This is a genomic window from Streptomyces sp. NPDC101237, assembly GCF_044767465.1.
GTDB classification, from domain to species: Bacteria; Actinomycetota; Actinomycetes; order Streptomycetales; family Streptomycetaceae; genus Streptomyces; species Streptomyces gramineus.
Genome location: NZ_JBIWNY010000007.1, coordinates 157,246 through 183,442 on the forward strand (window position 1 = coordinate 157,246; position 26,197 = coordinate 183,442).

The 26,197-nt window shown below is 73.2% G+C and carries 23 protein-coding genes, 1 pseudogene and 1 riboswitch; of the genes and pseudogenes, 10 read left to right on the top strand and 14 right to left on the bottom strand.

Features of this window, described 5'->3' with window-relative positions:
- A riboswitch (cyclic di-AMP (ydaO/yuaA leader) is annotated at positions 1 to 175 on the bottom strand.
- 344 nt (positions 176 to 519) lie between these two features.
- Complete coding sequence (locus ACIRQ9_RS13730; protein ID WP_404171746.1) at positions 520 to 2,463, top strand: DUF1996 domain-containing protein; 1,944 nt, start codon at positions 520 to 522, stop codon at positions 2,461 to 2,463.
- A 40-nt stretch (positions 2,464 to 2,503) separates the two neighbouring features.
- Here the strand turns inward: ACIRQ9_RS13730 and ACIRQ9_RS13735 are convergent, their stop codons facing one another.
- Positions 2,504 to 3,121: a lipoprotein gene (locus ACIRQ9_RS13735; protein WP_404171331.1), complete on the bottom strand. Its 618-nt coding sequence runs from the start codon at positions 3,119 to 3,121 to the stop codon at positions 2,504 to 2,506.
- A gap of 201 nt (positions 3,122 to 3,322) precedes the next feature.
- Here ACIRQ9_RS13735 and ACIRQ9_RS13740 point away from each other — a divergent pair, with 201 nt between their 5' ends.
- From ACIRQ9_RS13740 to ACIRQ9_RS13750, 3 genes are all read left to right on the top strand, one after another.
- Positions 3,323 to 3,781 (top strand): flavodoxin family protein, encoded by a 459-nt coding sequence (locus ACIRQ9_RS13740; protein WP_404171334.1) that lies wholly within the window; start codon positions 3,323 to 3,325, stop codon positions 3,779 to 3,781.
- A 107-nt stretch (positions 3,782 to 3,888) separates the two neighbouring features.
- Positions 3,889 to 6,030: a hypothetical protein gene (locus ACIRQ9_RS13745; protein WP_404171337.1), complete on the top strand. Its 2,142-nt coding sequence runs from the start codon at positions 3,889 to 3,891 to the stop codon at positions 6,028 to 6,030.
- A gap of 22 nt (positions 6,031 to 6,052) precedes the next feature.
- Complete coding sequence (locus ACIRQ9_RS13750) at positions 6,053 to 6,304, top strand: hypothetical protein (protein WP_404171340.1); 252 nt, start codon at positions 6,053 to 6,055, stop codon at positions 6,302 to 6,304.
- Between the two features lie 360 nt (positions 6,305 to 6,664).
- Here the strand turns inward: ACIRQ9_RS13750 and ACIRQ9_RS13755 are convergent, their stop codons facing one another.
- On the bottom strand, positions 6,665 to 7,324 hold the full coding sequence (locus ACIRQ9_RS13755; protein ID WP_404171342.1) for an ATP-binding protein: 660 nt from the start codon (positions 7,322 to 7,324) through the stop codon (positions 6,665 to 6,667).
- Positions 7,325 to 7,602: 278 nt separating this feature from the next.
- Here ACIRQ9_RS13755 and ACIRQ9_RS13760 point away from each other — a divergent pair, with 278 nt between their 5' ends.
- The 3 genes from ACIRQ9_RS13760 (at position 7,603) to ACIRQ9_RS13770 (ending at position 9,640) form a co-directional block, all read left to right on the top strand.
- Positions 7,603 to 8,478, top strand: a complete 876-nt coding sequence (locus tag ACIRQ9_RS13760; protein WP_404171345.1) for a helix-turn-helix domain-containing protein — start codon at positions 7,603 to 7,605, stop codon at positions 8,476 to 8,478.
- Positions 8,479 to 8,715 carry a DUF397 domain-containing protein gene (locus ACIRQ9_RS13765; RefSeq protein ID WP_362166396.1) on the top strand — a complete coding sequence of 79 codons (237 nt, stop codon included), beginning with the start codon at positions 8,479 to 8,481 and terminating at the stop codon, positions 8,713 to 8,715.
- A 109-nt stretch (positions 8,716 to 8,824) separates the two neighbouring features.
- Entirely contained in the window at positions 8,825 to 9,640 is an 816-nt protein-coding gene (locus ACIRQ9_RS13770) for an SAM-dependent methyltransferase (RefSeq protein WP_404171348.1), read from the top strand.
- Between the two features lie 101 nt (positions 9,641 to 9,741).
- On the opposite strand, the gene ACIRQ9_RS13775 is transcribed toward ACIRQ9_RS13770, so the two are convergent.
- The 3 genes from ACIRQ9_RS13775 to ACIRQ9_RS13785 form a co-directional block, all read right to left on the bottom strand.
- On the bottom strand, positions 9,742 to 10,527 hold the full coding sequence (locus ACIRQ9_RS13775; RefSeq protein WP_404171351.1) for an NPP1 family protein: 786 nt from the start codon (positions 10,525 to 10,527) through the stop codon (positions 9,742 to 9,744).
- A 141-nt stretch (positions 10,528 to 10,668) separates the two neighbouring features.
- Positions 10,669 to 11,850: a PP2C family protein-serine/threonine phosphatase gene (locus tag ACIRQ9_RS13780; protein WP_404171353.1), complete on the bottom strand. Its 1,182-nt coding sequence runs from the start codon at positions 11,848 to 11,850 to the stop codon at positions 10,669 to 10,671.
- A 54-nt stretch (positions 11,851 to 11,904) separates the two neighbouring features.
- Entirely contained in the window at positions 11,905 to 12,894 is a 990-nt protein-coding gene (locus ACIRQ9_RS13785; protein WP_404171356.1) for an aldo/keto reductase, read from the bottom strand.
- A gap of 215 nt (positions 12,895 to 13,109) precedes the next feature.
- Here ACIRQ9_RS13785 and ACIRQ9_RS13790 point away from each other — a divergent pair.
- Positions 13,110 to 13,265 (top strand): annotated as a pseudogene (locus tag ACIRQ9_RS13790) (LysR family transcriptional regulator); the annotation flags it as partial.
- Here the strand turns inward: ACIRQ9_RS13790 and ACIRQ9_RS13795 are convergent.
- The 7 genes from ACIRQ9_RS13795 to bla form a co-directional block, all read right to left on the bottom strand.
- Positions 13,255 to 14,481, bottom strand: a complete 1,227-nt coding sequence (locus ACIRQ9_RS13795; RefSeq protein WP_404171359.1) for a cytochrome P450 — start codon at positions 14,479 to 14,481, stop codon at positions 13,255 to 13,257. The pseudogene ACIRQ9_RS13790 and the gene ACIRQ9_RS13795 sit on opposite strands and share 11 nt — an antisense overlap.
- A 74-nt stretch (positions 14,482 to 14,555) precedes the next feature.
- Positions 14,556 to 15,764, bottom strand: coding sequence for a cytochrome P450 (locus tag ACIRQ9_RS13800; protein WP_404171362.1), 1,209 nt, complete (start codon positions 15,762 to 15,764; stop codon positions 14,556 to 14,558).
- Positions 15,761 to 16,387 (bottom strand): GTP-binding protein, encoded by a 627-nt coding sequence (locus ACIRQ9_RS13805; protein WP_404171365.1) that lies wholly within the window; start codon positions 16,385 to 16,387, stop codon positions 15,761 to 15,763. Before ACIRQ9_RS13805 ends, ACIRQ9_RS13800 begins: the two co-directional genes overlap by 4 nt.
- Positions 16,368 to 16,715 (bottom strand): DUF742 domain-containing protein, encoded by a 348-nt coding sequence (locus tag ACIRQ9_RS13810; RefSeq protein ID WP_351323812.1) that lies wholly within the window; start codon positions 16,713 to 16,715, stop codon positions 16,368 to 16,370. The genes ACIRQ9_RS13805 and ACIRQ9_RS13810 overlap by 20 nt, the downstream gene beginning before the upstream one ends.
- The gene (locus ACIRQ9_RS13815) at positions 16,712 to 17,119 is read right to left on the bottom strand and encodes a roadblock/LC7 domain-containing protein (RefSeq protein ID WP_404171369.1); all 408 of its coding nucleotides are present in this window, start codon (positions 17,117 to 17,119) and stop codon (positions 16,712 to 16,714) included. The genes ACIRQ9_RS13810 and ACIRQ9_RS13815 overlap by 4 nt, the downstream gene beginning before the upstream one ends.
- Positions 17,116 to 18,660 (bottom strand): sensor histidine kinase, encoded by a 1,545-nt coding sequence (locus ACIRQ9_RS13820; protein WP_404171372.1) that lies wholly within the window; start codon positions 18,658 to 18,660, stop codon positions 17,116 to 17,118. Before ACIRQ9_RS13820 ends, ACIRQ9_RS13815 begins: the two co-directional genes overlap by 4 nt.
- A 189-nt stretch (positions 18,661 to 18,849) precedes the next feature.
- Positions 18,850 to 19,725: a class A beta-lactamase gene (gene bla, locus ACIRQ9_RS13825; RefSeq protein WP_404171375.1), complete on the bottom strand. Its 876-nt coding sequence runs from the start codon at positions 19,723 to 19,725 to the stop codon at positions 18,850 to 18,852.
- Between the two features lie 231 nt (positions 19,726 to 19,956).
- Here bla and ACIRQ9_RS13830 point away from each other — a divergent pair, with 231 nt between their 5' ends.
- Positions 19,957 to 20,781 (top strand): hypothetical protein, encoded by an 825-nt coding sequence (locus ACIRQ9_RS13830; RefSeq protein WP_404171378.1) that lies wholly within the window; start codon positions 19,957 to 19,959, stop codon positions 20,779 to 20,781.
- A gap of 190 nt (positions 20,782 to 20,971) precedes the next feature.
- Positions 20,972 to 24,346, top strand: a complete 3,375-nt coding sequence (locus ACIRQ9_RS13835; protein ID WP_404171381.1) for a pyruvate carboxylase — start codon at positions 20,972 to 20,974, stop codon at positions 24,344 to 24,346.
- Between the two features lie 76 nt (positions 24,347 to 24,422).
- Here ACIRQ9_RS13835 and ACIRQ9_RS13840 read toward each other — a convergent pair whose 3' ends face one another.
- Both ACIRQ9_RS13840 and ACIRQ9_RS13845 read right to left on the bottom strand, forming a co-directional pair.
- Positions 24,423 to 25,397, bottom strand: a complete 975-nt coding sequence (locus ACIRQ9_RS13840; protein ID WP_404171384.1) for a hypothetical protein — start codon at positions 25,395 to 25,397, stop codon at positions 24,423 to 24,425.
- 155 nt (positions 25,398 to 25,552) lie between these two features.
- Entirely contained in the window at positions 25,553 to 26,014 is a 462-nt protein-coding gene (locus ACIRQ9_RS13845) for a hypothetical protein (RefSeq protein ID WP_404171387.1), read from the bottom strand.
- Between the last annotated feature and the right edge of the window lie 183 nt (positions 26,015 to 26,197).

Consider the following 26,197-nt stretch of genomic DNA (forward strand, 5'->3'; position numbering starts at 1 on the left):
TGCTCCTTCCGTACTCCGCCGACCGGGTTAGCTGTCGGGTTCGGGCGGGTCGATCCGGAAGGCATGCCCTACGGCCGCGGCCCCTCAGGGCGGTTGGCCGATTCACCCCAGTGGTTCGGTTGGGTCCCCGGCTCCGGAAAGCCCCGTTGGGCACCGGATTGGGCGGAGGCCGCGCGGCCCGACGGGATTCGCCGGGGGGAGCCGAGCGGCTTGCCCGTCAACCTAGCCAACTTGTGTCACTCGTGTGAAGGTTGAGGTGGCTAATGTCCGATACGTAATTGTGATGTTCGTCGTGGTGTTCGAGGCGTCGGACCCGTGCCGGGGCGGCCCGCACGGCTGCTTCCTATGAGATTGCCGTGAATTCGCGGGGCCGTTGAACGCGAGGGTGCCGTGCCGCGTACCGGGTGGGGGGATTTCCATGCCCGGCCGACCACGACACGCAGGGGAACGACCTTGAGACCCAACAGGCGCAGACGCCCTACCGGCGCACAACGCGCGACCTTCGCAGCGGTCGCCCTGATGCTCGGCGGCGGAACACTGGTCGCGGTGAACGTCTACGCCTCGGCCACCGAGGGGAGTTCGGACCAGCAGACCGGGCAGACCGCCCAGGTGCTGTCCGCGCCCACCGTCTACTGCCCCGACGTCGGCAGCCGTCTGACCACCGTGCCCGACGCGGCGCGTGCCGACGTCGACGACGAACTCGCGCAGCTGGACCAGCAGATCGCGGCCGCCTACCAGCAGCTCAAGGAGCAGACGGCGGCGATCCAGCAGGACCCCGGCTCCGCCGACGGGACGATCCTGGCGCCGCTGAAGGAGAAGCGGTCGGAGTCCCTGCAGCGGATCGCCGACGCCATCGGCCGTGCCGGCGAGCGTCCGCAGGGCCTCGACGACCTCGCCGCCTGCACCCTGCGCTCCTCGGACCAGGGCGGCGGCCAGTCGCCGTCGCCACAGGACAGCGGCGCGCCGAGCCAGGGCGCGAGCGCGAGTGCGAGCGCCGGTACCGGCGCCGGCGGCCAGGGCGGCAACGGCCCCGTCGCCGCCGACTACGCCGACATCGACAGCGTGCAGCCGAACGCCGCGACCCCCGCCGAGCAGCCCGGCGGTTCCACCGGCACCTTCTCCTCCAGCTGCGGGGTCAACGCCAACGGCCTGTTCAACTCGGACAACGTGATCGTGGCGCCCGGCGTCTCCAACGGCGCCCACCACTTCCACGACTACATCGGCAACCAGTCCAACAACGCCTTCGCCAGCGACGACGACCTCGCCAAGGCCGACACGAGCTGCGCCGACCGGGGCGACAAGTCCACGTACTACTGGCCCGTGCTGCGGTTGCAGAACGGCAAGCAGGAGCGCGACGCCGACAAGCCGGGCGGCGGCACCGAGGGCAACTCCGGGCAGATCGTGACGGCGAAGCAGGTCACGCTCACCTTCGAGGGCAACCCGACCTCCAAGGTCACCGAGATGCCGCGGCTGCTGCGCATCATCACCGGCGACGCCAAGTCCTTCGTCAACGGCCCCGCCAACGCCAACGCCTCCTGGAGCTGCACCGGTCACGAGGACCGGCAGCTCAAGGACAAGTACCCGCTGTGCCCTTCGGGCAGTGACGTCGTGCGCACGTTCAGGTTCCAGAGCTGCTGGGACGGCCGGAACATCGACAGCGCCAACCACCGCACCCACGTGGCGTTCGAGGCCGCCGACGGCAGTTGCCCGGCCGGGTTCAAGGCCATCCCGCAGCTGGTGCAGCGCATCGTCTACGCCGTCGACGCGCCGAGCCTGGACGACGGCGGCCGCACGGTCCCGCTGTTCGCGGTGGACTCGTTCCCCGAGCAGCTGCACAAGCCGGTCACCGACCACGGCGACTTCATCAACGTCTTCGACGAGAACCTGATGCGCACGATGGTCGACTGCATCAACTCCGGCCGCACCTGCGGCGCGGGGGCCGGCGAGGAGCCGCCGTCGCAGAGCGCCGAACCCGACCCGTCCGCGTCGGCGAGCCCGCAGAACCCGCCGTCCGACACCGCGAGCCCGGTCACCGAGCCGTCCGGCACCGCGGCCCCGGCCGACCCGCCGGCCGAGACCGGCAACGCCGAGCCGTCCGAGCCGGCGTCCGAGCCGTCCGAGCCGGCGTCCGAGCCCTCCGCCACGGGGAACGGCTCGGGCGGCACCGGCCTGCCGCACGTCTACGCCAGCGCGTCACCCAAGAAGTCCTCCGGCACGGGCGGTGCCATCAGCAAGCCGACCGAGCGGCCCGCGACCCAGGCCCCGGCCGACGCGCAGAGCCCGGCGGGCGCCGCTCCCGCGGGCCAGGAGACCCCGCCCGCCACCGTGCCCCAGACCGAGCCGCAGGCCGTCCAGGGCGATCTCGCCGAGACCGGCGCCCACCTCTGGCCGGCCGTCTTCGGCGGGCTGCTGCTGGCCGCCGGGTTCGTCCTGCTGTGGCGCACCAGGTGGCGGTCCTCCTGACCCTGCCGCGTGCCGTCCCCGCCCGGCCCCGGTCCCGGGGTCAGGCGGGGCGCAGCGTCCGCCGGGCGAGTTCGAACGCGGGGAGCATCTCCTCGTGCTCCGCGCTGTCGAGCCCGCCCAGGTGCAGGACGACGGGTCCTCTGGGCGTGACCACGGCCAGGGCGGATTCCTTCTTGCTCTCCTCCAGCAGCTCGCTGGTGTACACGTAGTCCACCCGCGTGCCGGCCAGCCCGCCGGACGTGAAGGCCCGGTACCTGGCCCCCCGGGTGTGCCCCTCGGCGGCCACGAAGGCCCGGAGCACCGCGCCGGCGTCACCGCTTCCCGGTTCCCCGGTGGACACCCGCAGGAAGCCGACGGCCCCGGCGGGCTTCGCGTCGATCTCGCAGACCAGCGTCACCGGGCCCTGCCGCAGCAGGCTTTGGGCCAGGTCGTCGTCCGGGGCGTTCGAGGCGATCGCGGCGAGGCCGTCGACCGCCTCGGCCCGCCAGCCGCGTGCGGTGTCGAACGTGACCGGCAGCCGGCAGGCCGAACCGGCGCCGCCGACCGTGCCGCCGCTCTGGGCCACCGCCTCGGACGCCGCTCCCGACACCGAGACGTCCGTCGCGCGTGCCGACACCCGGCACCCCGTCAGCAGCCCCGCGAGCAGCGCGAGCGCCACGGTCCTTCTCCCCAGGGTCCCCACCCGTCAGCCTCCCCTTCGCCGTCCCCGGCGGGCCACTGTAACCAAGGACGCCGGGCCCGGCCGACGGATGCGCGGGCCGGGCGCCCGTACGCCCGTGGCCCTGCCGCCTCGCCCGTACGCCCCGGCCGATGCCCGCGCCGGTTGCCTCCGGCGGCCCGGGCACGGCAGGGTGCCGGTGTGCCCACCTTGCTGATCGTCCACCACACCCCCTCGCCGCACTGCCAGGCCATGTTCGAGGCCGTCGTCTCCGGAGCGACGGACCCGGAGATCGAAGGGGTCCGGGTGGTGCGGCGGGCGGCGCTGTCGGCCACGGTCTCCGACGTCCTCGCGGCCGACGGCTATCTCCTCGGCACGCCGGCCAACCTCGGCTACCTCTCCGGCGCCCTCAAACACTTCTTCGACCAGATCTACTACCCCTGCCTGGACGAGACGCGCGGCCGGCCCTTCGGCGCCTTCGTGCACGGCGGCAACGACGTCACCGGCGCCCTGCGCGCCCTCGACTCCATCACCGCGGGTCTCGGCTGGCGCCGGGCGGCGCGGCCGGTCACCGTGACGGGCGAACCCGGCAAGGCCGATGTCGAGGCGTGCTGGGAACTGGGCGCGACCGTCGCCGCCGGGCTCGCCGACAGCGCCTGACCCGCTCCCCGGGCTGCCCGGCGTCACCCGGACGGACGAAGGTGCGGGCGCCGGATCCAGGGCCCACGATGGGTTCAGGCCATGTCGTCGATCCCAGGGAGCGCCGGATGGCAGCGCGTCGCCGTGCCTCCGGGCCGCCCGCGGAGGAAGTGCTGCGGGAGTGCGCCCAAGACGTCGTGGACGTCGCCGCGGGCATCCGGGAGGTCTGCGCCCGCACCAGCTCCGTCCTGTTCGCCCCGGCGCTGACCGCGTCCGCGCGCCGCCGTCCGCGCACCGGCTGCGCGGCCCGCTGGGCGCTGCTGCGGGCGCTCACCGACCGGCACGGGCTCGGCGGTGCGGCGATCGTGGCCCCGGACGGGGTGGGGCGGCTCCTCGGCGCGGCGGGGGAGGCGCTGGGACGGGAGAGCCTGGCGGCGCTGGTGGCGGTCACCTCGCTGCGGCTGAGGATCGCGGCCGTCCTGCTCGGCCACCCCGAGTTCGGGCGGGACCCCGGCATGCGCCGGCTGACGGCCGCGGTCGGCGCCGACCCGGACTCCGAGGCCGTCCGCGCGCTGCGGGCCCTGCTCAAGGACCGCGACGCCCGGCGGTCGCTGTCCGCACTGACCCCGGTCCTCACCGAACTCCTCGCCGTCCACGGCCTGCTGGGCGAGGACCCGGTCAGTGACGAGACCGCGTGGGCGCTCGCCGCCGGCCGCGAGCTGGCCGCCGACCCGGCCCGGCAGGTCAGCGCGGCCCACCCCCGCGCACCCCGAGCCACGGAGGGGGCCGTCCTGGCCGTCGAACCCACCGCCCGCGAGGCCGGGGGCATCGCCGCCGAGGGATCGCTGCTCGCCTTCCTGCGCGGCCTCGACTCCCTGGAGGCCGAGGACCGCGTCCTGATCCAGGAGGTGCGCGGCTCCGACGGCGTGCTGCGATACGTGGTCCAGGCCCCCGGCAGCACCCCCGGCCGCCCCCGCGAGTGCGTCCCGCAGGACTTCGCGGACGCCTGGCGCGACCTGTTCACCACCGACTCGCCGTACACCCGCTCGATCCTGCTGGCGATCCGGCGGCACGGCGTCCCGCGCGGTGCCGATCTCGCGCTCGTCGGACACGGCGAGGGCGGGACCGCCCTGCTGAACCTCGCCGCGGACGAGGAGTTCTGCCGCGCATACCGGGTGACCCACGTGGTCACCGTCGGGGCGCCGGCCGGCCGCCGGGAACCCGCCGACCCGCGCACCTGGCTCGCCGCCGTCACCAACCGGCACGACCTCGTCCCCTCCCCGGGCGGCCCCGGCACCGACCGCGGCCCGCACCCCAACCGGTACCGCGCCGACTACACGGGACCCGACCCCGAGTTCCCGCGCAGCCACCTGCTGAGTGTCTACATCCGCCACCTGGAGACGGTGGTCCCGCAGGTCGCCCGGGACGTCGACGCGGCCCTCACGCGCTACCGGGGCCCGGTGGAACGCAGCCGGGTCTACCGGCTCGGCGACCGTGCCCGGCCGCCCGAGGGCCACCCCCTGCTGACCGTCCCCACCACCACCGTCTCCACCTCGGCGGGCCCCGTCGACGTGCCGGTCCGCTACTACGACTCCTCCGCGGCGCACCTGTGCTACCCGGTCGACCCCGGCGTCGCCCGCAGCCTGCTGCCGGACCTCGACTGGCTCGTCCCCACCCGCTTCGGGCGCCGCGCCCTGGCCGTGCTCTCCCTCTACGAGCACCGCTGCACCACCATCGGCCCCTACACCGAACTCGGCCTCTCCGTCGTCGTCGACGACCCGTGGCGGTCGCACCCGTACGGTCTGGCCCGGGACCTGCTGCGCCGGGTCGACCTGCGCCGCACCGGCCGGTACGTCGTCGCGCTCGCCGTCGGCACCCGGGAGGCGCGGGCGGTGGCCGAGGAGGTCTGGGCCCAGCCCGCCGTGCACGGAGCCGCCGAGGTGTCCCTGCAAGGACGCGAACTCCGGGCGGAGGCGGCGGAGCTGGGCCTGAGCGTCGAGGGCCCTCCCGGCCCCGGAGTGCGCTGCCCCGAAGCGGACTGGGTGCTCTACGGGCGCCGGGGCGACAGCACCGTACGCACGCTGGTGCGGGCCGACGGAAGGCCGCGCGTGCACACCCGGCCCCGGGTCCGGGTGCGGCTCGGCGCCGTGCACGGGCCGCTGGCCCGCCACCTCCAGATCCTCGAACTGGACACCGTCCGGCCGGGGTTCGTCCTGACCAGCCCGCGGTTCATGGCCCACAGAAGCGCCGGCGCGCGGCTGCCGCGCTGAGCCCGAGAACAGGTGCGCCCCCATGCCGACCGGATCTCGTCCCGCCCCCGTCGCCCCCGAACTCCTCGCGTACGCCGACGACCTGAGGGCCGACGCGGACCGGATGGACGGCTACGCGCGACGGCTGCGCGGAGCCGCCGCCACCCTGGCGGACTGCGCCGGGGCACCGGACGGGAGCGGGAGCGCCCTGGAGCGGCAGGCGACGGCCTGCACGGCCGCCGCGGTCCGGCTGCGGTGCGCGGCGCGGGCGTTGCTGGCCCATGCGACGGACTGACCGGCGCCGCCCGCCGGGGTCAGCCGCCCAGCGCCACCGTGTCCACCAGGACCCACTCGGCGGCCCTGGTCACGCGGGCCACGGCCTCGTCGACGGTCCGTCCCGTCCAGGTGCCGCCTTCCGCCGGGGCCCCTTCCCCCGCTCGTGCGGTGCGACCCCGGCGGCCGCGTCCCGTGCCGGACGCCGGGCGGCCCGGACCTCACGGGAGGCCCGGGCCGCGGGTCAGTCCGCCGGGGTGGTGTGCGGTTGTTCGGGCCCGGGTTTGGGGCGGGTCCGGGTCCAGGACGGGTCGGCGGCGGGTGCGGGGGTGGGGGGATGGTTCATGGGACGACGTGCTTCCTGGGATGTGGGGGCGGGTGGTCAGCCCGGTACCGTCGACAGCTCGGCCCAGACGACCCGTGCGGAGGATCCCTCCGGCGCGACCATGACGCCCCAGTCGAGACTGAGCGCGTCGACGAGGAACAGCCCGCGGCCGTTCTGCTCGTCCGGTCTGGCCTGCCGGGGGGCCGGGAGCGTGTAGCTCCCGCTCTGGTCCTCGACCTCGATGCGGATCCGGTCGACGCCGGCGTGCACGCGGCAGATGATCCGCCGTCCGGCCGAGTGGACGATCGAGTTGGTGACCAGTTCGGAGGTCACCAGGACCGCGTTGTCGCAGGCCTCCTCGCCCACGCCCCACGAGGTCAGCAGCTCGCCCACGCTGCGGCGGGCGTTGCCCACCGCTCTGGGCGTCGGTGCCAGGTCGAAGGCCAGGCTGTGCGGGAGGGGCCTGTCCCCGGAGGCGAACCGGTCGAGGCCTTGCGGCCCAGGGAGTCGACCGAGGCGTTCGCCTCCGGGTGGTCGGGTGACACCGGTCGCGTCCGACGGACGTCGTGGGCCCTCGGCACCCGCCGCGAGGGCAGGCCGGGGCAGTCCGGGTATCCGGTCGTCGGGCAGTCGGTCGAGCGGCTGAGGGAGAGCGGGCGGGGCCATCGCCGTGCGCCTTTCGTCCGGCTTCGCAGCGTGGGGGCTGAACGGTCGCATTCACCCCGGGCCACGAGGGGGCAGACGACGACCGGTGCCTGGACGACATCGGACCGCAGTTCAGCCTCCCCCAACTGGACCGCTTCGCCTGCTCCATGGTCGACCGGAGCAGTAGGTCCACTCTGGCACCTGCCAACATCGCCTCGCAACCGGCAAGTTGAAAATTGCAAGAAGCGAAGTGCATGCTGCTCCCGGCAGGAAGTGATCGTGATGAGTCCGCGAGCCGCTCACCGGTCTGTGAGACGGTGACCCTGAAACCTGGTGCGAGGGGGTAGGGCGTGACCTCGGAGACCGACTGGGGCGGAGCCCCTTCCGTCCTGCGCATGATCCTCGGCCGTCAGCTGGAGGACATGCGGGCCCGGGCGGGCCTGACCTACGAGCAGGCCGGCGCGGCGATCGGCGTCAGCCACTCGACGATCCGCCGGATGGAGGCCGCCAAGGTGGCCCGGCTCCGGCTGGCCGACGCCGAGAAGCTGCTGCAGGTCTACGGCGTGACCGACCGCCAGGAGGTCGACACCTTCCTGCAGTCCGTGCGCGAGGCCAACAAACGCGGCTGGTGGCACACCTACCGCGACGTGATGCCCGACTGGTTCGCCGCGTACCTGAGCCTGGAGCAGGCCGCCTCGCAGATCCGCGTCTACGAGAACGAGTTCGTGCACGGCCTGCTGCAGACCCGGGAGTACGCCGCCGCGCTGCTCGGTGCCGGCAACCCGCACGCGTCCGGCGAGGCCACCGAGCGCCGGGTGGCGCTGCGCATGCGCCGCCAGGAACTGCTCACCCGGGAGGCGCCGCCCCGGCTGTGGGTCGTGATGGACGAGACGGTGCTGCGCTGGCCGGTCGGCGGCGCCGCGGTGATGCGCGCCCAGATCGACCACCTCATCGAGATCAACCGGCTGCCCCACGTGACCTTGCAGATCATGCCGTTCGCCAACGGCCCGCACCCGGCGATGCGCGCCGGTGCGTACCACCTCTTCCGGTTCCGGGCCCCCGAACTGCCCGACATCGTCTATCTCAACGGCCTGGTGGGCGCCGTCTACCTGGACAAGAGGGAGGACGTCGTGGTCTACCGCGAGGCCCTGGACCGGTTGGGCGCCCAGGCGGCGCCCGCCAGGAAGACCGAGGTCATCCTCGGTGCGATTCGCGAGGAGCTCTGAGTGCACCACCCCATACGCAACGGCATCCCGTCCCGGCAACTCGGCGCGCGCGGCTGGTCCAAGCCGTGGAGCGACGACGCCGGCGGCGCCTGCGTGGAAGTGAAGAAGCTCGCCGACGGGCGGGTGGCGGTACGCCAGTCCACCGACCCGGACGGTCCGGCGCTGGTCTTCACACCCCGCGAGATGAACAGTTTCCTGTCCGGTGTGAAGGCGGGTGACGCGGACTTCCTGATGTGAGCCCTGCTGTCGGAACTTCCTTGCTATAGCTGATCGTTGACCCAACCCCCCACACCGGACGCAACCACCCCCCGCACCCCCTCACCTCACCCGAATGGGAGACACGGCGTTGCCCGACAACGGATGGCCGGCCGACCGCATCGACACCGAGAACGCGCACTCCGCCCGCATCTACGACTACATCCTGGGCGGCAAGGACTTCTACCCCGCCGACCAGGAGGCGGGCGACGCCATGTCCCGGGAGTGGCCCGCGCTCCCCATCCACATGCGGGCCAACCGCGACTGGATGAACCGTGCCGTGCGCTGGCTCGCCGAGGAGGCCGGGGTACGCCAGTTCCTGGACGTGGGCACCGGCATACCCACCTCGCCGAACCTGCACGAGATCGCCCAGGCGGTCTCCCCCGACACCCGGGTCGTCTACGTCGACAACGACCCCATCGTCCTCACCCTGTCCCAGGGGCTGCTCTCCAGCACACCCGAGGGCCGGACCGCCTACATCGAGGCGGACTTCCGGGACCTGACGGACCTCTACGAGGCCCCCGAGCTGCGCGAGACCCTCGACCTCGACCGGCCGGTCGCGCTCACGGTCATCGCCATCGTGCACTTCATGCTGGACGCGGACGACGCGGTCGGTGTCGTACGGCGGCTGCTGGAGCCGCTGCCCTCCGGCAGCTACCTCGCGATGTCCATCGGCACCGCCGAGTTCGCGCCCGAGGAGGTGGGCCGGGTCGCCCGCGAGTACGAGGCCCGCAACATGCCGATGCGGCTGCGCACCATCGACGAGGCCCACGCCTTCTTCGAGGGCCTGGAGCTGGTCGAGCCCGGCATCGTCCAGGTGCACAAGTGGCACCCCGACGGCACCGGCGAACAGGGCATCCGCGACGAGGACATCGCGATGTACGGAGCGGTCGCCCGCAAGCCGTGACCCGAGGGCCCCGTGCCGGGGCCGGGCTCACCTTCCCGGCCCCGGCACGGTCGTGACCCCGCGTGCGGGGCGGTCCGCCTCCGCGCACGCGGGGGAGCCGCTCAGCCGTTCGGGTCGAACGCGATCCCGGACGGCTTCGAGTACGCCAGGTTCGACTCGAAGGAACCGTCCTTGATCTTGATGGTGGCGTCGCCGAAGTCCGCGTTCATCAGCTTGTCGCGGTAGCCCGCCGGATAGCCGTTCCAGCCCACGAGGCGCGGGAAGAACCAGCCGCCGGTCACGTTCTCCGGCGGGTCGTCGTTGGAGTTGGCGAACCGGAAGTCGTGGGTGGACGCGCCGTCCTTGTGGTAGACGATCTTCGGGTGGGTGCCGTCGAACCGGATCGCCGACGCGGCCGCCACCTGGTAACTGCTGTGCTGGGACACCGAGACGTACTGCACCTGGTTGTTCTGGATCCACACGATGACGTGTTCCCAGTCGTGCCGGTGGCCGATGGCCAGCGGCCCGTACGTCGCCTGGTCCTTCTCGAAGTAGCTGGCGTACATCACCGCGCACCAGCCGTTGTTGCACTTCTCGCGCGAGTAGGTGTTGGCGTTGGCCAGCTGCGCGTAGTCGTGGCAGTGGCCGTTGACGTCACCGCCCAGCCCCAGACCGGGGTTGAGGGTGCCGTCGGCGCCGATCGCGGCGGTGGCGTAGCAGCCGTCGCCGTCGTAGTCGTAGGCGGGCGAGAAGGACTGCTCCAGGCCGTCGGCGTTCTGCGGCAGCAGGGTCAGGACATTGGCGTGCGCGGTGGCGGGTACGGCGACGACCAGCGCGAGCGCGCCGAGGACGGCGGCCACGGCCTTGCTCAACGGCCTTCTGCGGGTGGGGGGTTGCGGGTCCGGCATGTCGACTCCCTGTCTCGGAAAGGCGATGCGGAGTCTGACATTCGGCCAATGGTCGAGACCACCCTCACGACTTAACTTTGAACCAAAGACAATTGAACGGCGAGGGCCGCCGCGCCCGTGCCGCCGGACCCGGCGGACGGCTCACAGACCGGGGAGTCCGGGAACGTCCCCGGCCCTCACGCCGCCGTGGCCGAGGATCCCGTGGTGCTGCCGGTGCACGCTCGCGGTGCGGTGCAGGGCGATCAGGGCCGCGTCGTCGCCGAGGCGGCCGCCCGCGTGGGTCATCAGGTCCCGCCGGACGTGGTGGATCAGCGACTCCGGCGAGGCGTCGGTCCACTGCGCCACCCGGTCCGTGAGCGGATAGAAGCGGTGCCGGGCGTCCCGCGCCTCGATCACCCCGTCGGTGTACAGCAGCAGCGTGTCGCCCGGCTCGAAGGAGAACACGTCCAGTGTGTGTTCCGAGGCCGGGGTCCCGTGCACGCCCAGCGGAGGCGACGGGTGCAGGCTCGGAACGGTGACCGCGTGCCCCGGGCTCAGCAGCAGCGGCGGCGGATGGCCGCAGCTGGTCATCCGGGTGATCTGGTCCAGATCCGGGATCTCGATCAGCAGGGCGGTCGCGAACCGCTCGCCCGCCTCCTCCGGCGAGTCCATGTCCGCCGCGTACCGGGTCACGCTCTGTTCCAGCACCGCGGCCAGCTCCGGCAGGCTGATGTCCCGGTGGGCCGACTCCCGGAAGGAGCTGAGCAGCAGCGCCGCCTCGCCGATCGCGGCCAGCCCCTTGCCCCGGACGTCGCCGATCAGCACCCGGACCTGGCCGCCCGCGTGGGTGACCGCGTACAGGTCGCCGCCGATCTGCGCCTCGTCCTCGGCGGCCAGGTACAGCGAGGCGATCCGCAGCGGGCCGATCTGCTCCGGCAGCGGCCACATCAGCACGTGCTGCGCGGCCTCGGCGACCGAGCGGACCTGGGCCAGCTGGAGCCTGCGCCGGTCACGGAGCGCCGCGTAGACCGTCACCAGCACGGAGAGCAGCACGAGGGTGACGATCTGCACCAGGTGGTTCGCGTTCATCAGCCCGCCGTGAAACACCCCGATCACCACCTGGGCGGCCACCGCCAGCGCGCCCACCAGCGCCGTCGCGCGGGCTCCGGCGAGCGAGGGGGTGAGCGCGGGCGCGATGACGAGGGTGGGCCCCACGTGGACGTCGGGCGGTGATCCGATCGCCGCCACCGTGATCGCCACGACGAGCAGCACCGGAAGCAGCAGCAGCGCGTGCGAGGTCCGCCACGCCTGTCGCCGCCTCGCGACGCTCCACCGGCTCCCCATGCCTACCAGCGTGCGGCACCGCCCCGCCCCCGGCCACCGCGGGCCTCACGGGTCCTAGAGGTTCACGCTCCGCATGCCGGACTCGTCGTAGCGCTCGCCCGCCGCCTTCGGCACCTCGGCGTCGATGCGGGCCAGGTCGTCCTTGGTGAGTTCCACGTCGACCGCGCCGGCGTTCTGCTCCAGGTAGGTGCGGCGCTTGGTGCCCGGGATCGGGACCATGTGCTCGCCCTGGGCCAGCACCCAGGCGAGGGCCAGCTGCGCCGGGGTCACGCCCTTCTCCGCGGCGATCTCCTTCACCTTCCCGGCGAGCCGCAGGTTCGCCTCCAGGTTGTCGCCGGTGAAGCGCGGACCGGTGCGGCGCCAGTCGTTGGCGTCGAGGTCCTCGGGCGAGGAGAACCGGCCGGCCAGGAAGCCGCGGCCGAGCGGGGAGTACGGGACGAAGCCGATGCCCAGCTCCCGGCAGACCGGGATCACCTCGTCCTCCGGGTCACGGGTCCACAGCGAGTACTCGGTCTGCACCGCCGCGATCGGGTGCACCGCGTGGGCCCGCCGGATCGTCTCGGCGCTCGCCTCGCTGAGCCCGATGTGCCGCACCTTGCCCTCGGCGACCAGCTCGGCCATGGCGCCGACGGTCTCCTCGATCGGCACGTTCGGGTCGACACGGTGCTGGTAGTAGAGGTCGATGTGGTCGGTGCCGAGCCGCCGCAGCGAGCCGTGCACCGAGCTGCGCACGTGCTCGGCGGAGCCGTCCTGCCGGCCGATGCTGCTCATGTCGCCGGGGACGGCGTCGTCCATCCGGTAGTTGAACTTGGTGGCGATCACGTACTCGTCCCGGTGTCCCCGGATCGCCTCGCCGATGAGCGTCTCGTTGGTGAGCGGCCCGTAGAGCTGCGCGGTGTCGAGGAAGGTGATGCCCAGTTCCAGCGCGCGGTGGATGGTCTGTGCGCCCTCGTCCTGGTCGGTGGTGCCGTAGAAGGCGGACATCCCCATGCAGCCGAGGCCGATGGCGGAAACCTGCAGATCTCCCAGTTGGCGCTGTCGCATGCGACTCCAGCCTTTCCCTGCTGATTCGTTCCTGGTTCCGGACGCGCACCCCCACTCCATGGAGCGGCGGTTTCCGTCCGTCGGCATCCCGGGCGGTGCCCGGCGCCGCCGACGCTACGACTTCAAGAGCACTCGAAGTCAAACGGCGGCCCCGCCGATCCGGTACAGGTAGAGGCCGCCACCGTGATCGCCGCCCAGCCTCCCGGGGAGCCCACCTGCTGCTGCGCCGGCTCGAACACCTCGTCGCCCTCGCCCGGGAGCGGCACTTCGCCCGCGCGGACCCCGCCTGCCACGTCTCGCAGCCCTCGCTGTCCGCCGCGATACGCAGGCTGGAACACGAACTCGGCGTGCCGACAGGCCCTAGGAGCCGAGCCGGACCGGCAGCTCGAAGAGGTCGTTCTGGGTGACCACCGGCTTGTTGCGCAGCTCGGACGCCGGTACCGCGAGATCCAGGCCGGGGAAGCGCTCGTACAGGGCGGGCAGCGCGACGCCCGCCTCCAGCCGGGACAGCGCCGCGCCGGGGCAGACGTGCGGGCCGTGGCCGAAGGAGATGTGCCGGGTGACCGGTTCCCGGCCGACGTCGAACTCCCCGGCGCTCGGCCCGTGCGCCTCCTCGTCACGGCCGATCGCGGCGTACGACACGATGAGCGCGTCGCCCGCCGGGATCACCCTGTCGCCGACCGGCACGTCCTCGGTGGCGAAGCGGATCAGCACGTGCGAGGTCGGGGTGGACCAGCGCAGGGTCTCCTCGACCACCGCCGGCCAGTCCACCTCGCCGGAGAGCACCTTGGCGCGCTGCTCCGGGTGGGTGGAGAGGTTGACCACGGCGTTGACGATCAGGGAGATCGTCGTCTCGTGACCGGCCGCCACCATCAGCTGGAGGGTGGAGACGATCTCCTCGTCGCTGAGGTGGTCGCCGTCCTCCGAGGCCAGGATCAGCGCGCTGGTCAGGTCGTCGCCGGGCTCGGCCCGCTTGGCGGCGACCGTCGCCGCCATGATCCCGGCCAGCTCGGTGAGGGTGGCCACGACCTCCGCGGGCGGGGTCTGGGTCGAGAAGAACTTCTCGAACAGCACCTTCAGACGCGGCAGTCCGGCCTCGTCGATGCCCATCAGGTCGGCGATCACGTACATCGGCAGCGGATAGGCGAAGGCCGCCTTCAGATCGACGCTGTCCTGGTCCGCCGGGAGCGCGTCGAGCAGGTCCTGGGTGAGCTTCTCGATCCGCTCCCGCATCCGCTCCACCCGGCGCGGGGTGAGCGCCTGCGCGACCAGCGCGCGCATCCGGCGGTGGTCGGCGCCGTCCACGGTCAGCATGGAGCGGCCCGGGTTGGCGAGGCCGATCAGCGGCCAGTCCCGCGGTATCTCCCCCCGCCGCCAGGCCCCCCACACCTCGATGTCCTTGACCAGACGCGGGTCGGTCAGCAGTGCCTTCGCCTCGGCGTGCCGGGTGACCGCCCACACGGGCACCCCGCCGGGCAGTTCCACGGCGGCCAGCGGACCGGCGGCACGCAGCCGCGCGCTCTCGCCGTCCAGGTCGCTGACGAACGGGTCGAGGGCGATCCGGGCTTGTTCGGTACCGGTCGTCATCGTGACGTGCCTCCCAGGGCGGGGCCGGGGCACTGCGCCGCGTTCGGTGCCGCCCCCGGCCGTCGGGTGTCGGACTACAGGGCGGGTACGGGCGTGAACCGGACGGGAAGCTCGGTCAGCCCCCGCAGCCAGGGCGAGGGGCGGCGGGCGAGGGAGTCGGCGGGCACCGCGAGGTCGATGTCCGGCAGCCGGTCGAGGACGACCTCGATGCCGGTCCGGGCGATCACCTCGGCGACCTCCTGCGCCGGGAACGGGCAACGGTGCTCGCCGTGCCCGAAGGAGAAGTGCGCGCTGTTGCCGCCGGTCAGCGCCGAGGCGTCGGTGCGCACCTGAGGATCGGAGTTGGCGCCCTGCAGACCGAGCAGCAGCAGGTCGCCCGCCCGGATCCGGCGGCCCCCCAGCTGGGTGTCCCGAGCGGCCCAGCGGCCGGCCACGTTCTGGGTGGGGGTGTCCTCCCACAGCACCTCGTTCATGGCCTCGGCGACGCTGTTGCGGCCGCCGAACAGGGAGGCCGCGAACCGGTCGTCGGTGAGCATCAGGCGCAGCGAGTTGCCGATCCAGTCTGCGGTCGGCTGGTGACCGGCCGCCATCATGACCATCAGGTCCTGCGCGATCTCCTCCTCGCTGAACCCGCTCTCGTCCCGGAGCATCCGGGACACCACGTCGTCGGCCGGTTCCGCCGTGCGGTCGGCCAGCAACTGCCCCATGGACGCGGCGAGATGGCTCTGCCCGGCGATCGCCCGCTCCCGCCCGTCGATCATGTCGTTGAGCGCGGTGACCAGGCCGGGACCCTCCTCGTCGGAGAAGCCGTAGAGCCGCGCGAGCACCCGCACCGGCAGCAGCATCGCGTACTGGCCGACCAGGTCCGCCTCGCCGGCCGCGCACAGCCCGTCGATCAGCTCGTCCGCGAACCGCTCGGCGTGGCCGCGCAGGTGGAACGGGTCGACGGCCTCCAGCGCGTCGCTGATCATCCCGGCCCGCTCACGGTGCCGCTCGCCGACCGTGTAGAGGATCGACGGCTGCTTGCGGCCGATCATCGGCAGCAGCGGCCAGTCGTCCGGGATCGTGTCCCACTGGTTCCACAGGTCCGAGTCCCGGCTGAACAGCACCGGGTCGCCGGTCACCTGGTGCAGCTCGCGGTAGCCGAGCACCAGCCAGGCCGGTACCCCGCCGTCGAGCACGACCGGGGTCACGGCGCCGTGCTCGCGCCGCATCTCCCGGTACAGACGCGCGGGTTCGGTCTGGAACCGGGGGCCGCCGAGCGGCACCGCTTCGGGGGTCACACGAACTCCTGTCGGGGCAGGGCCGCCGGTGCCGAGGGGCCGGCGTAGCGGTTCTTGACGTGCTGGACCAGCTGGATCAGCACCTGCTTGCCCGACTCGCGGGCGCGGGCGTCGCAGTCGACCAGCGGGATGTGCGGGTCCAGGTCGAGCGCGTGCCGGACGTCCGCGGGCGTGTGCACGGGGCCGCCGAAGTCGTTGCAGGCCACGATGAACGGCGTGCCGTGCCGCTCCAGCCGGTCGATCGCGTACCAGGAGTCGTCGATCCGCCGAGTGTCGACGAGCACCACCGCGCCCAGGGTGCCGGAGAACAGCCGGTCCCACAGGAACCAGAACCGCTCCTGGCCCGGGGCCCCGAACAGGTACAGCACGTTCCGCGCGTCCAGCGTGATGCGCCCGAAGTCGAAGGCGACGGTGGTGGCGGACTTGCCGCGCACCTCCCGGACGTCGTCGACGTCCGCGCCTGCCTGGGTCATCGTCTCCTCGGTGTTGAGGGGACGGATCTCGCTGACGGAGCGGACCAGGGTGGTCTTGCCCACGCCGAAGCCGCCCACGACCACGATCTTGAAACCGTTGGCGGCGGAGGCACCCAGCGGGGTGCGCGCGTCAGAGGTTGCGGAGTCCAACGAGCACCTGCTCCAGGATGTCGGGGTCGGTGATGGCGGGCCGGTAGGGGTGGCGCGCGCTGACCCGGCCGGCCGCCTGCAGGTCGCACAGCAGGATCTTGGTGATGCTGACCGGCAGCCTCAGCTCCGCGGCGATCTCGGCCACCGAGGTGGGGAACTCCGCGAGACGCAGGATCGCCGCGTGCTCCGACTGCATGCCCGCGGCCGGTTCCGACTCGGCGACGACCAGCGTCACCAGGTCGAAGGGACTGTCCGGCCCGGCTCCGCTGCGGCCGCCGGTGAGGGTGTACAGGCGGTCGGGCGCGTCGTCCCTGCCGGGCCGGCTCATGCGGTGCGGGGCGGCGCGGTGAGATGTTCGCCGAGTTGCTCGACCAGTTCGCTCATGTTGTGCCCGACCAGTCCCGGATCCGCGTCCTCGCCGGTCACCACCGCCAGGTGGGCGCCCTCGCCGGCCTCCACGATGAACAGCACGCCGCCGTAGAACTCGGTCATCGCCGACCGCACGCCGCCGCTGCCGTCGCCGAACTCGACGGACGCGCCGTGCGACAGCGACTGGATGCCGGCGGCGATGGCGGCGAGCTGGTCGGCCTGGTCCAGGGAGAGCTCCGGAGTGCGGCAGAGCTTCAGCCCGTCGCGGGAGAGCACCAGGGCGTGGCGCGCGCCGGGGGTGCGCTTCAGGAGACCCTCGATGAGCCAGGTGAGCTTGTCGTCGGCGGTGGTCCTGCCGGTCATGAAGTGGTGTCGCCTTCCGGGTGCGCGTGCGAGTGGGACGTGGGTTCGGAGCCGGACTCCGGGCGGGACGCGGGGAGCGCGCCGGGTGCCGGGGCGGGGGTGGACGGGGTGGTGCCGGGAGCGTCGGCGGAGTCGGCCGGGGCGGGGCGGACGGCCTGCCGGAAACTGTTGAAGCGGGCGGCGCGGACCTGGGCGTCCTGCGCGCCGGAGACCGGACGCGGTTCCGCCGGCAGCGGCGCCGCCCGGCGTTCTGCCTCGGCGAGGGTCCGGCCGCGGCGCCTCCTGGGCAGGCCGCCGCCCTCGTCCTCGGCGGGCCGCGGGGACTCGTGCAGGGGCGCCGTCTCGTGCGGTGCCGGTGCCGGTTCGGCGGGCTCCGGCTCCGTGGCCGGCGCGGGTTCGTCGGCGACCGGCCGGGTCAGCAGGTCCTGCGGCACCAGCATCAGCACGCCGGTGCCGCCGCGTGCCGACGGCCGGAACGACACCTTCAGGCCGTGCTTGCGGGCCAGCCTGCCGACCACCGCGAGTCCGAGCCGGGTCCCGGTGAGACCGCCGAGTTCGGAGGTGTCACCGGCGACCGCCCGCTCGGCGCGGCGCAGCTGCACGTCGCCCATCACCAGTCCGCTGTCCTCCACGGACACGATGACCCCGGCCGGCACCTCCTCCACGTAGACGTGGACCTCGGCGGTCGGGGGCGAGAACGTGGCGGCGTTGTCGAGGAGTTCGGCGAGCGCGTGCATGACGCCCTCGGCCGCGTGACCGGTGACGGCCGTGTCGCTCACCGAGTGCACCCGCACCCGCCGGTACCCGCTGATGCGTCCCATCGCACCGCGCAGGATGGACTCCATGCTGATCGGCCGGGCCCAGCGGCGGCCGGAGCGTGCCCCGGTCAGTACGGCGATGGAGTCGGCGATACGGCCCGCCTGGGCGGTGCGGTGGTCCAGGTGCAGCAGGTCGGCGAGGACCTCCTCGTCGCCGTGCCGCTCCTCCATGGCCCGCAGGTCGGCGAGGGTGGCGGTGGCCAGGGCCTGCATCCGGCCCGCCGCGTTGCCGGCCGCGGCGATCGCCGCGGCCCGTTCCCGCGAGGCCTGCTCCAGGGCGGCGGCGAGGCGGCCGTTCTCCTGCCGGTACCGGTCCAGCTCCTGGCTGCCGGCCTCCTGGAAGCGCCTCCGCTCCTGCTCGATCGAGTCGGTGAACTCGCTGCGCTGTTCGGCCAGTTCGTCGATCAGCCGCTGCTGCTCCTGGCGCGCCTCCTCGGTGGTACGGGCCTGCTGCTGGAGCAGTCGTCCGACGTCCTGGCTCACCGCCTCCAGGCGGCGCCGGGCGCGCCGGGCGGCCCGTGCCGCGTGGACGGCCCAGGTCACCGCGGCGCACAGCACCAGCGCGGTCGCGCTGCCTCCCAGGGCGAGCGGGGTGCGGACCGGAGCCGGCGCGGCGAGCACCGCGGCGACGACCACGAGGGCCGACACCACCGCGGTCAGCGCGAGGGTCGGAACGAGCGTGCGGAAGGCAGGTCGGTCGCCGGGATGCGTGGTCGCGGTCATCGGTCCGGTCTGGTCCTCGGAGCGGGTAGGGATGTGATTCCGGTGGATCCGGTGAAGGGAGGGTGACGCTCGGTGGTGAACTGGGCGTCACTATACGAGAGTTCGTGATCTAAACTGAACAGTTCCGTCTTCCTTCGGTGAAACCGCCGTCCGCCGGGACGCGTTGACGGGCACTGGAGGTGAACCTCCTTACGCGGCGCCCCGGGTGAGGACGCCGGCGACCACCGCGGCCGCCTCCTTCACCAGCGCCGAGTCGGCCTGGGCGTCCGGGGCGGAGCGTGTGGACAGGACGGCGACGACGACCGGGGCACGGCCCGGGGGCCAGGCGATCGCGACGTCGTTGGCGGTGCCGTACTCGCCCGTGCCCGTCTTGTCGCCGACGGTCCACCCGGCCGGCAGCCCCGCGCGGATCCGCTCCCCGCCGGTGGTGTTGGCCAGCAGCCAGCCCGTGAGCCGCCGCCGGTCCGCGCGGTCCAGGGCGTGCCCGACGGCGAGCTTCGCGTAGGTCGTGCCGATCGCCACGGGAGAGGTGGTGTCCGTGACCCGCCCCGGCTCGGCCGAGTTCAGCTCGGGCTCCCACCGGTCGAGCCGGGTCACCGGGTCTCCGATCGAACGGCACAGCCGCGTCACCGCGCCCGGCCCGCCCAGCCGCTCCAGCACCAGGTTCCCCGCGGTGTTGTCGCTGTAGGTGATGGCCGCCTCGCACAGCTGATCCACCGTCATTCCGGCGGCCAGGTTCTCGGGCCTGCCCGTGACGGGCGCCCCGCCCGCCCGGTCGATGTCGCTCCGGTCGTAGTGGACGACCTCGCCGAGCGCCGACGCGTCCAGGTCCCGCAGCACCGCGGCGGCCGCGAGCGTCTTGAACGTCGAGCACATCGGGAAGAGTTCGCCGCCGCGGTACCCGACCCTGGCCCCCGAGCCGGTGTCCCACGCGAACACCCCGAGGCGGGCGTCGTGTTCGCGCTCCAGCGCGCGGAACGTGCTCGCGGTGTCCGGAGCCGTACGGGCGGGCAGGGCGGTTCCCAGGGCCGCGGTGAGCACGACGCGGCGCGACAGCTGCTGCATTACCCCTCCTTTGCCGAGGTGTCCCCCGGAGGGACGTGTCCGCGTCCCCGCGGGTTGCGTCGTGGACGGGTGAGAAACCCGACGCCGGTATCCGGCCGGCGGTAGCTCCTGGATCGTCGCGAATGATCCGAACGTCTCTACGATGACGCGTGAACGGCCGGGGAGCGGAGAGGCTGTCGTGGGGCGCAGGACCGGCGGCCCGAGGCCGGTGTCGAGGGGGCGATGCCTTTCATGACGGGGAACGGATACCGATGGACGCCGGCCGCGCGTGCCGTCCGGTTCGCAGGGCGCACCCTGCGCCGCGAATGGCACGGCATCGTCACGGAGCCGCTGCGGCAGCTCGTACGGCGCGGCCTGTCCGGGATCGTGCTGGCGTTCGTGGCCGCGTCCGGCGTCATCCTCTTCCACGGCATCGCCCAGCACCCCGGCGGCCGGCGGCTCGTGTGGCACCTCGGCGGGGTCACCGCCGACCTCCCGCTGTGGCTGGCCCTGCTGCGCACCCCGGTCTCGCTCTACGTGCCCGCGCTCGACCTCCCGGTCTGGGCCGGCATCACCCAGCTCTTCCTCGCCTTCGCCCTCGCCGAACTCGTCCTCGGCCGCGCCCGGACCCTCGCCGTCGCCTACCTCACCACTCTGGCCGGCACCATGGCGGCCCGCACGATGGTCGCGCTCGGCCCCGGCTGGTGGGGCCTCGGCCTGCCTCCGGAGGCAGGCCGGATCCTCGACACGGGGCCGTCCGCCGCGGTGGTGGGGCTGTTCACCTATCTGGCGGTGGTCCGCCGGGCGCCCGTCGTCTTCGCGCTGACCGGCGGCTCGATGGTGTGGGAGTCCCTGGCCGTGCCGAACCTCGCCGGCCGTGAGCACCTGATCGCGGTGGCCACGGCGGTCGTCCTCGGCCTGCTGCGCGGCCGAAGGCCGCCGATCCCCGTCCGCCGCCGCGCGGACCTCCCCGCCCAGGGACTCGGCACCCCGCCGTCCCCGCCCAGGCCAGGCCCGCCCGCACCACGGCCCGACCCGCAGCACCACCCCGTCCCGTCGCTCAGGCTGCTTCCCTGACGATCCCCAACCCTTCCGCATTCCCCGAAACCCCGTGTCTCACGCGGCCTGACCGCCGAACTGTCCAACGACGCAATGTGATGGTTTTCGCACTTCAGCCGATGGGGGTTGCCCCTAATGTTGCGCGGGCTACGGACGGGCGCGGCTGACACCATGGTGTTCGTCGCCGGCAGGCTGAAGGGATCCAGGGATGTTCCGCAAGGTGCTGGTCGCCAACCGTGGAGAGATCGCCATCCGCGCTTTCCGCGCGGGCTACGAACTGGGCGCGCGCACGGTCGCCGTCTTCCCCCACGAGGACCGCAACTCACTGCACCGGCTCAAGGCCGACGAGGCCTACGAGATCGGAGAAGCAGGGCACCCGGTACGGGCCTACCTCTCCGTCGAGGAGATCATCGCCGCCGCCCGCCGGGCCGGTGCCGACGCCGTCTACCCGGGGTACGGCTTCCTCTCCGAGAACCCGGAACTCGCCCGCGCCTGCGAGGAGGCGGGCATCACGTTCGTCGGGCCGAGCGCCCAGACGCTGGAGCTGACCGGCAACAAGGCCCGCGCGGTCGCCGCCGCCCGCGCCGCGGGTGTACCGGTGCTCGGCTCCTCGCAGCCCTCCAACGACATCGACGAACTGGTCCGCGCCGCCGACGAGATCGGCTTCCCGGTGTTCGTGAAGGCCGTCGCCGGCGGCGGCGGCCGGGGCATGCGCCGGGTCGAGGAGCCGGCCGCGCTGCGCGAGTCGATCGAACAGGCCTCCCGCGAGGCGGCCTCCGCGTTCGGCGACCCGACCGTCTTCCTGGAGAAGGCCGTCGTCGACCCGCGCCACATCGAGGTGCAGATCCTCGCCGACGGCGAGGGCAACGTCATCCACCTCTTCGAGCGGGACTGCTCGCTCCAGCGCCGCCACCAGAAGGTCATCGAGCTGGCCCCCGCGCCCAACCTCGACCCCGCACTGCGCGACCGCATCTGCGCCGACGCCGTCCGCTTCGCCCGCGAGATCGGCTACCGCAACGCCGGCACCGTCGAGTTCCTCCTCGACCGCGACGGCAACCACGTCTTCATCGAGATGAACCCCCGCATCCAGGTCGAGCACACGGTCACCGAGGAGGTCACCGACGTCGACCTGGTCCAGGCCCAGATGCGCATCGCGTCCGGCGAGACCCTGGCCGACCTCGGGCTCTCCCAGGAGACGGTCCGGCTGCACGGCGCCGCCCTGCAGTGCCGCATCACCACCGAGGACCCCGCCAACGGCTTCCGCCCCGACACCGGCCGCATCAGCGCCTACCGTTCGCCGGGCGGCTCCGGCATCCGGCTCGACGGCGGAACCACCCACGCCGGTACGGAGATCAGCGCGCACTTCGACTCGATGCTGGTCAAACTCACCTGCCGGGGCCGGGACTTCAAGGCCGCCATCGGCCGCGCCCGGCGTGCCGTCGCCGAGTTCCGCATCCGCGGCGTGGCCACCAACATCCCCTTCCTCCAGGCCGTCCTCGACGACCCGGACTTCCAGGCCGGCCGGATCACCACCTCGTTCATCGAGCAGCGCCCGCACCTGCTCACCGCCCGCACCTCCGCCGACCGCGGCACCAAGCTGCTCACCTACCTCGCGGACGTCACCGTCAACAAGCCGCACGGCGAGCGCCCGCACCTGATCGAGTCGACCTCCAAGCTGCCCGCGCTGCCGGCCGGCGAGCCGCCCGCGGGATCCCGGCAGCGGCTCGTCGAACTCGGCCCCGAGGGGTTCGCGCGGGCCCTGCGCGAGTCGCCGACCATCGGCGTCACCGACACCACCTTCCGCGACGCCCACCAGTCCCTGCTCGCCACCCGGGTGCGCACCAGGGACCTCCTCGCCGTCGCCCCGGTCGTCGCCCGCACCCTGCCCGGGCTGCTCTCCCTGGAGTGCTGGGGCGGCGCCACCTACGACGTGGCGCTGCGCTTCCTCGCCGAGGACCCCTGGGAGCGGCTGGCCGCGCTGCGCGAGGCCGTCCCCAACATCTGCCTCCAGATGCTGCTGCGCGGCCGCAACACCGTCGGCTACACCCCGTACCCGACCGAGGTGACCGACGCCTTCGTGCAGGAGGCCGCCGCCACCGGCATCGACGTCTTCCGCATCTTCGACGCCCTCAACGACGTCGGCCAGATGCGCCCCGCCATCCAGGCCGTGCGCGAGACGGGCACCGCCGTCGCCGAGGTCGCGCTCTGCTACACCGCCGACCTGTCCAACCCGGACGAGCGGCTCTACACCCTCGACTACTACCTGCGGCTCGCCGAGCAGATCGTCGAGGCCGGCGCGCACGTCCTGGCCGTAAAGGACATGGCCGGCCTGCTGCGCGCGCCCGCCGCGTCGAAGCTCGTCTCGGCGCTGCGCAGCGAGTTCGACCTGCCCGTCCACCTGCACACCCATGACACGGCGGGCGGCCAGCTGGCCACCTACCTGGCGGCGGTCCAGGCGGGCGCGGACGCGGTGGACGGCGCGGTGGCCTCCATGGCCGGCACCACCTCGCAGCCCTCCCTGTCGGCGATCGTGGCCGCGACCGACTACTCGGAGCGTCCCACGGGCCTCGATCTGCGCGCGGTCGAGGACCTGGAGCCGTACTGGGAGAGCGTCCGCAAGGTCTACGCGCCCTTCGAGGCGGGCCTCGCCTCCCCGACCGGCCGCGTCTACCACCACGAGATCCCCGGCGGCCAGCTCTCCAACCTGCGCACCCAGGCCGTCGCCCTCGGGCTCGGCGACCGCTTCGAGGACATCGAGGCGATGTACGAGGCCGCCGACCGCATCCTGGGCCGGCTGGTCAAGGTCACCCCGTCCTCGAAGGTGGTCGGCGACCTGGCCCTGCACCTGGTCGGCGCCGGTGTGAACCCCGAGGACTTCGAGGCGAGCCCGGACACCTTCGACATCCCCGACTCGGTGATCGGATTCCTGCGCGGCGAGCTGGGCACCCCGCCCGGCGGCTGGCCCGAGCCGTTCCGCACCAAGGCCCTCCAGGGCCGCGGTGCCGCCAAGCCGACGCCCGAACTGGCCGCCGAGGACCGCGAGGGCCTCGCCAAGGACCCCCGCGCGACCCTGAACCGGCTGCTGTTCCCGGCCCCCACCCGGGAGTTCGAGACGCACCGCCAGACCTTCGGTGACACCAGCGTCCTGGACAGCAAGGACTTCTTCTACGGTCTGCGCCCGGGCAAGGAGTACGCCGTCGACCTGGAGCCCGGCGTCCGGCTGCTGATCGAGCTGCAGGCCATCGGCGAGGCCGACGAACGCGGCATGCGCACGGTGATGTCGAGCCTCAACGGCCAGCTGCGGCCCATCCAGATCCGCGACCGGGCCGCCGCCTCCGACATCCCGGCCACCGAGAAGGCCGACCGCGCCAACCAGGGCCATGTGGCGGCCCCGTTCGCCGGAGTCGTCACCCTCGCCGTCGAGGAGGGCGCGGAGATCGAGGCGGGCGCCACGGTGGCCACGATCGAGGCGATGAAGATGGAGGCCACCATCACCGCCCCGAAGGCCGGCCGGATCTCCCGGCTCGCCATCAACCACATCCAGCAGGTGGAGGGCGGCGACCTGTTGGTCGAGATCGCCTGAGCCCGCCCTCGCGCGAGGCAGCGGGAGGGGGAGGGGAGGACCGGCCCGCGCCGGTTCTCCCCCCTTTTTTTCCCGGCTAGGAGCGGGCGAAGTGAGCGCCCAGACGCGCCTTGATCAGGTTCGGGTCGCGCTGGGTGGAGTAGGCGCTGCCCGCCACGAACACGTCACGGCCGGCGACGGCGAGCGAGGTCGGGTTGGACAGGCCGTCGTGCACGGTGAGCACCGTGCTGCGGGTGCCGTCGGGGCGCACCATGACGACCTCGTTGGAGGCGTTCAGCGCGGCGAGCACGACGTCCGAGTGCCCGGGGAAGACGAAGTCGTCGACGCCGGTCAGGCCGGTGGCCCGGGTCTCGGCGGCCCCCGCCGAACCGTCGGTGCCCACCGGGATGCGCAGCAGCGTCCCGCGGTCGCTGTTGGTCACCCAGACCGCGTCCTTGTGCACCTTGACGCCGTTCGCGCCGAAGCCGTCGGCCGGCGTCGGGAGCCCGCGCAGCGCGGTGTCCGTGGACCAGGCCGTGGCCGTGCCGCCTGCCTGCGGGATGCGCCAGACCGTGCCCAGCGTCGAGTCGGCGGCGTAGAGCACCCGGTGCCGCTCGTCCAGGGCCAGCCCGTTGGGCAGGCCGTTCGGCGGCAGCTGGGCGATCCGCCGTGGCGTGCCGCCGCCCGCCGGGATGCGCCAGACGCCGGTCCGGTCGGTGCCGGTGGCGTAGGTGACGTACAGCGTGCCGTCGTGGGCGCGGGCCAGGCCGAGGGTGACGGCGCCGCCCAGCAGGGAAGTGCGGGGGTGGTCCACGGCGGGCAGCGTCGCCAGCACCCGCACCCGCCGTTCGCGGGTGATCCTGGCGACCTGCCGGGCGAAGGCGAAGGTCACGTCGACCGAGCCGGCCCGCTCGGTGACGACGTTCTCGGGCGTCTGCCCGGCGGCCAGGTCGAAGTGCGCGATCGCGTGCGGGCGGGAGAGGACCGGCTCGTCGCCCGCGGCCGGAGCCGCCGCGAGCAGGCCGAGCGCGACCGCCGGAGCGACGGCGGCCGGGCGGAGAAATCGGGGCATGTGACCTCTTTCGACGGGAGCCCGAGGCTCCGGCGTACCGGTCACACCAACATGACGTGCCGTCGCTCCCGGCCCGGGTCAGCCCCGGCCGGGACGTCGCCCGCCCGGCGCACGGCGTGGCCCCGCTTGCCGCGCAGCCGGGTGACGGGGTCCGCTCAGTTCCACAGCGGATAGTTCATGACCTGCGTGTATCCCGCCGGCTTCGCGCCGCTGTAGTTCAGGCTCAGCCGCGTGAACTGCCGGACGTTCGGGTGCTTCGTCCAGGCCGTGGGCCGGTCCAGCCGTACCGTCACCGGGTACTTGCGGAAGGTGCCGGCCGCGCAGTACGGCTTGCAGTCGTTGACCACGTTCACGCCGTGCCCGACGGCCGTCTTGTCGTTCCACTGGGTCCAACGCATGCCGGTGAGCACGCTGTTGCCGTCACCGCAGGCCAGCAGGAAGTCGGACGGCCGGAACCGCTGGTGCCAGAGGCAGTCGACCAGCACGGGGTGCTGGACGGTCCGTGCGGCGGCCGGTGCCGCCCCGGTCGCCCCGGTCGCGGAGGCCGTCGTCATGGCCGCCGTGAGCAGCAGGGCCGCTCCGAGTCCGATCGCCGTTCCCACCGCTGGTCTGCGCATGGTCGCTCCCACCAGTTCCGCCGTGTGTGCTTCCCTTCGACGCTACGACCGTCCCGCCGGATGTACCACTTGCGCCGTGCGGGGCCTGGACCGCCGTGGCGGGGGGGGCCCCGGGCCCCGGGCGGGCCCCCGCCCGCAACACGCGGAGGCCGCCGGCACCTTGTCCCAAGAAAGGTCTTTGCC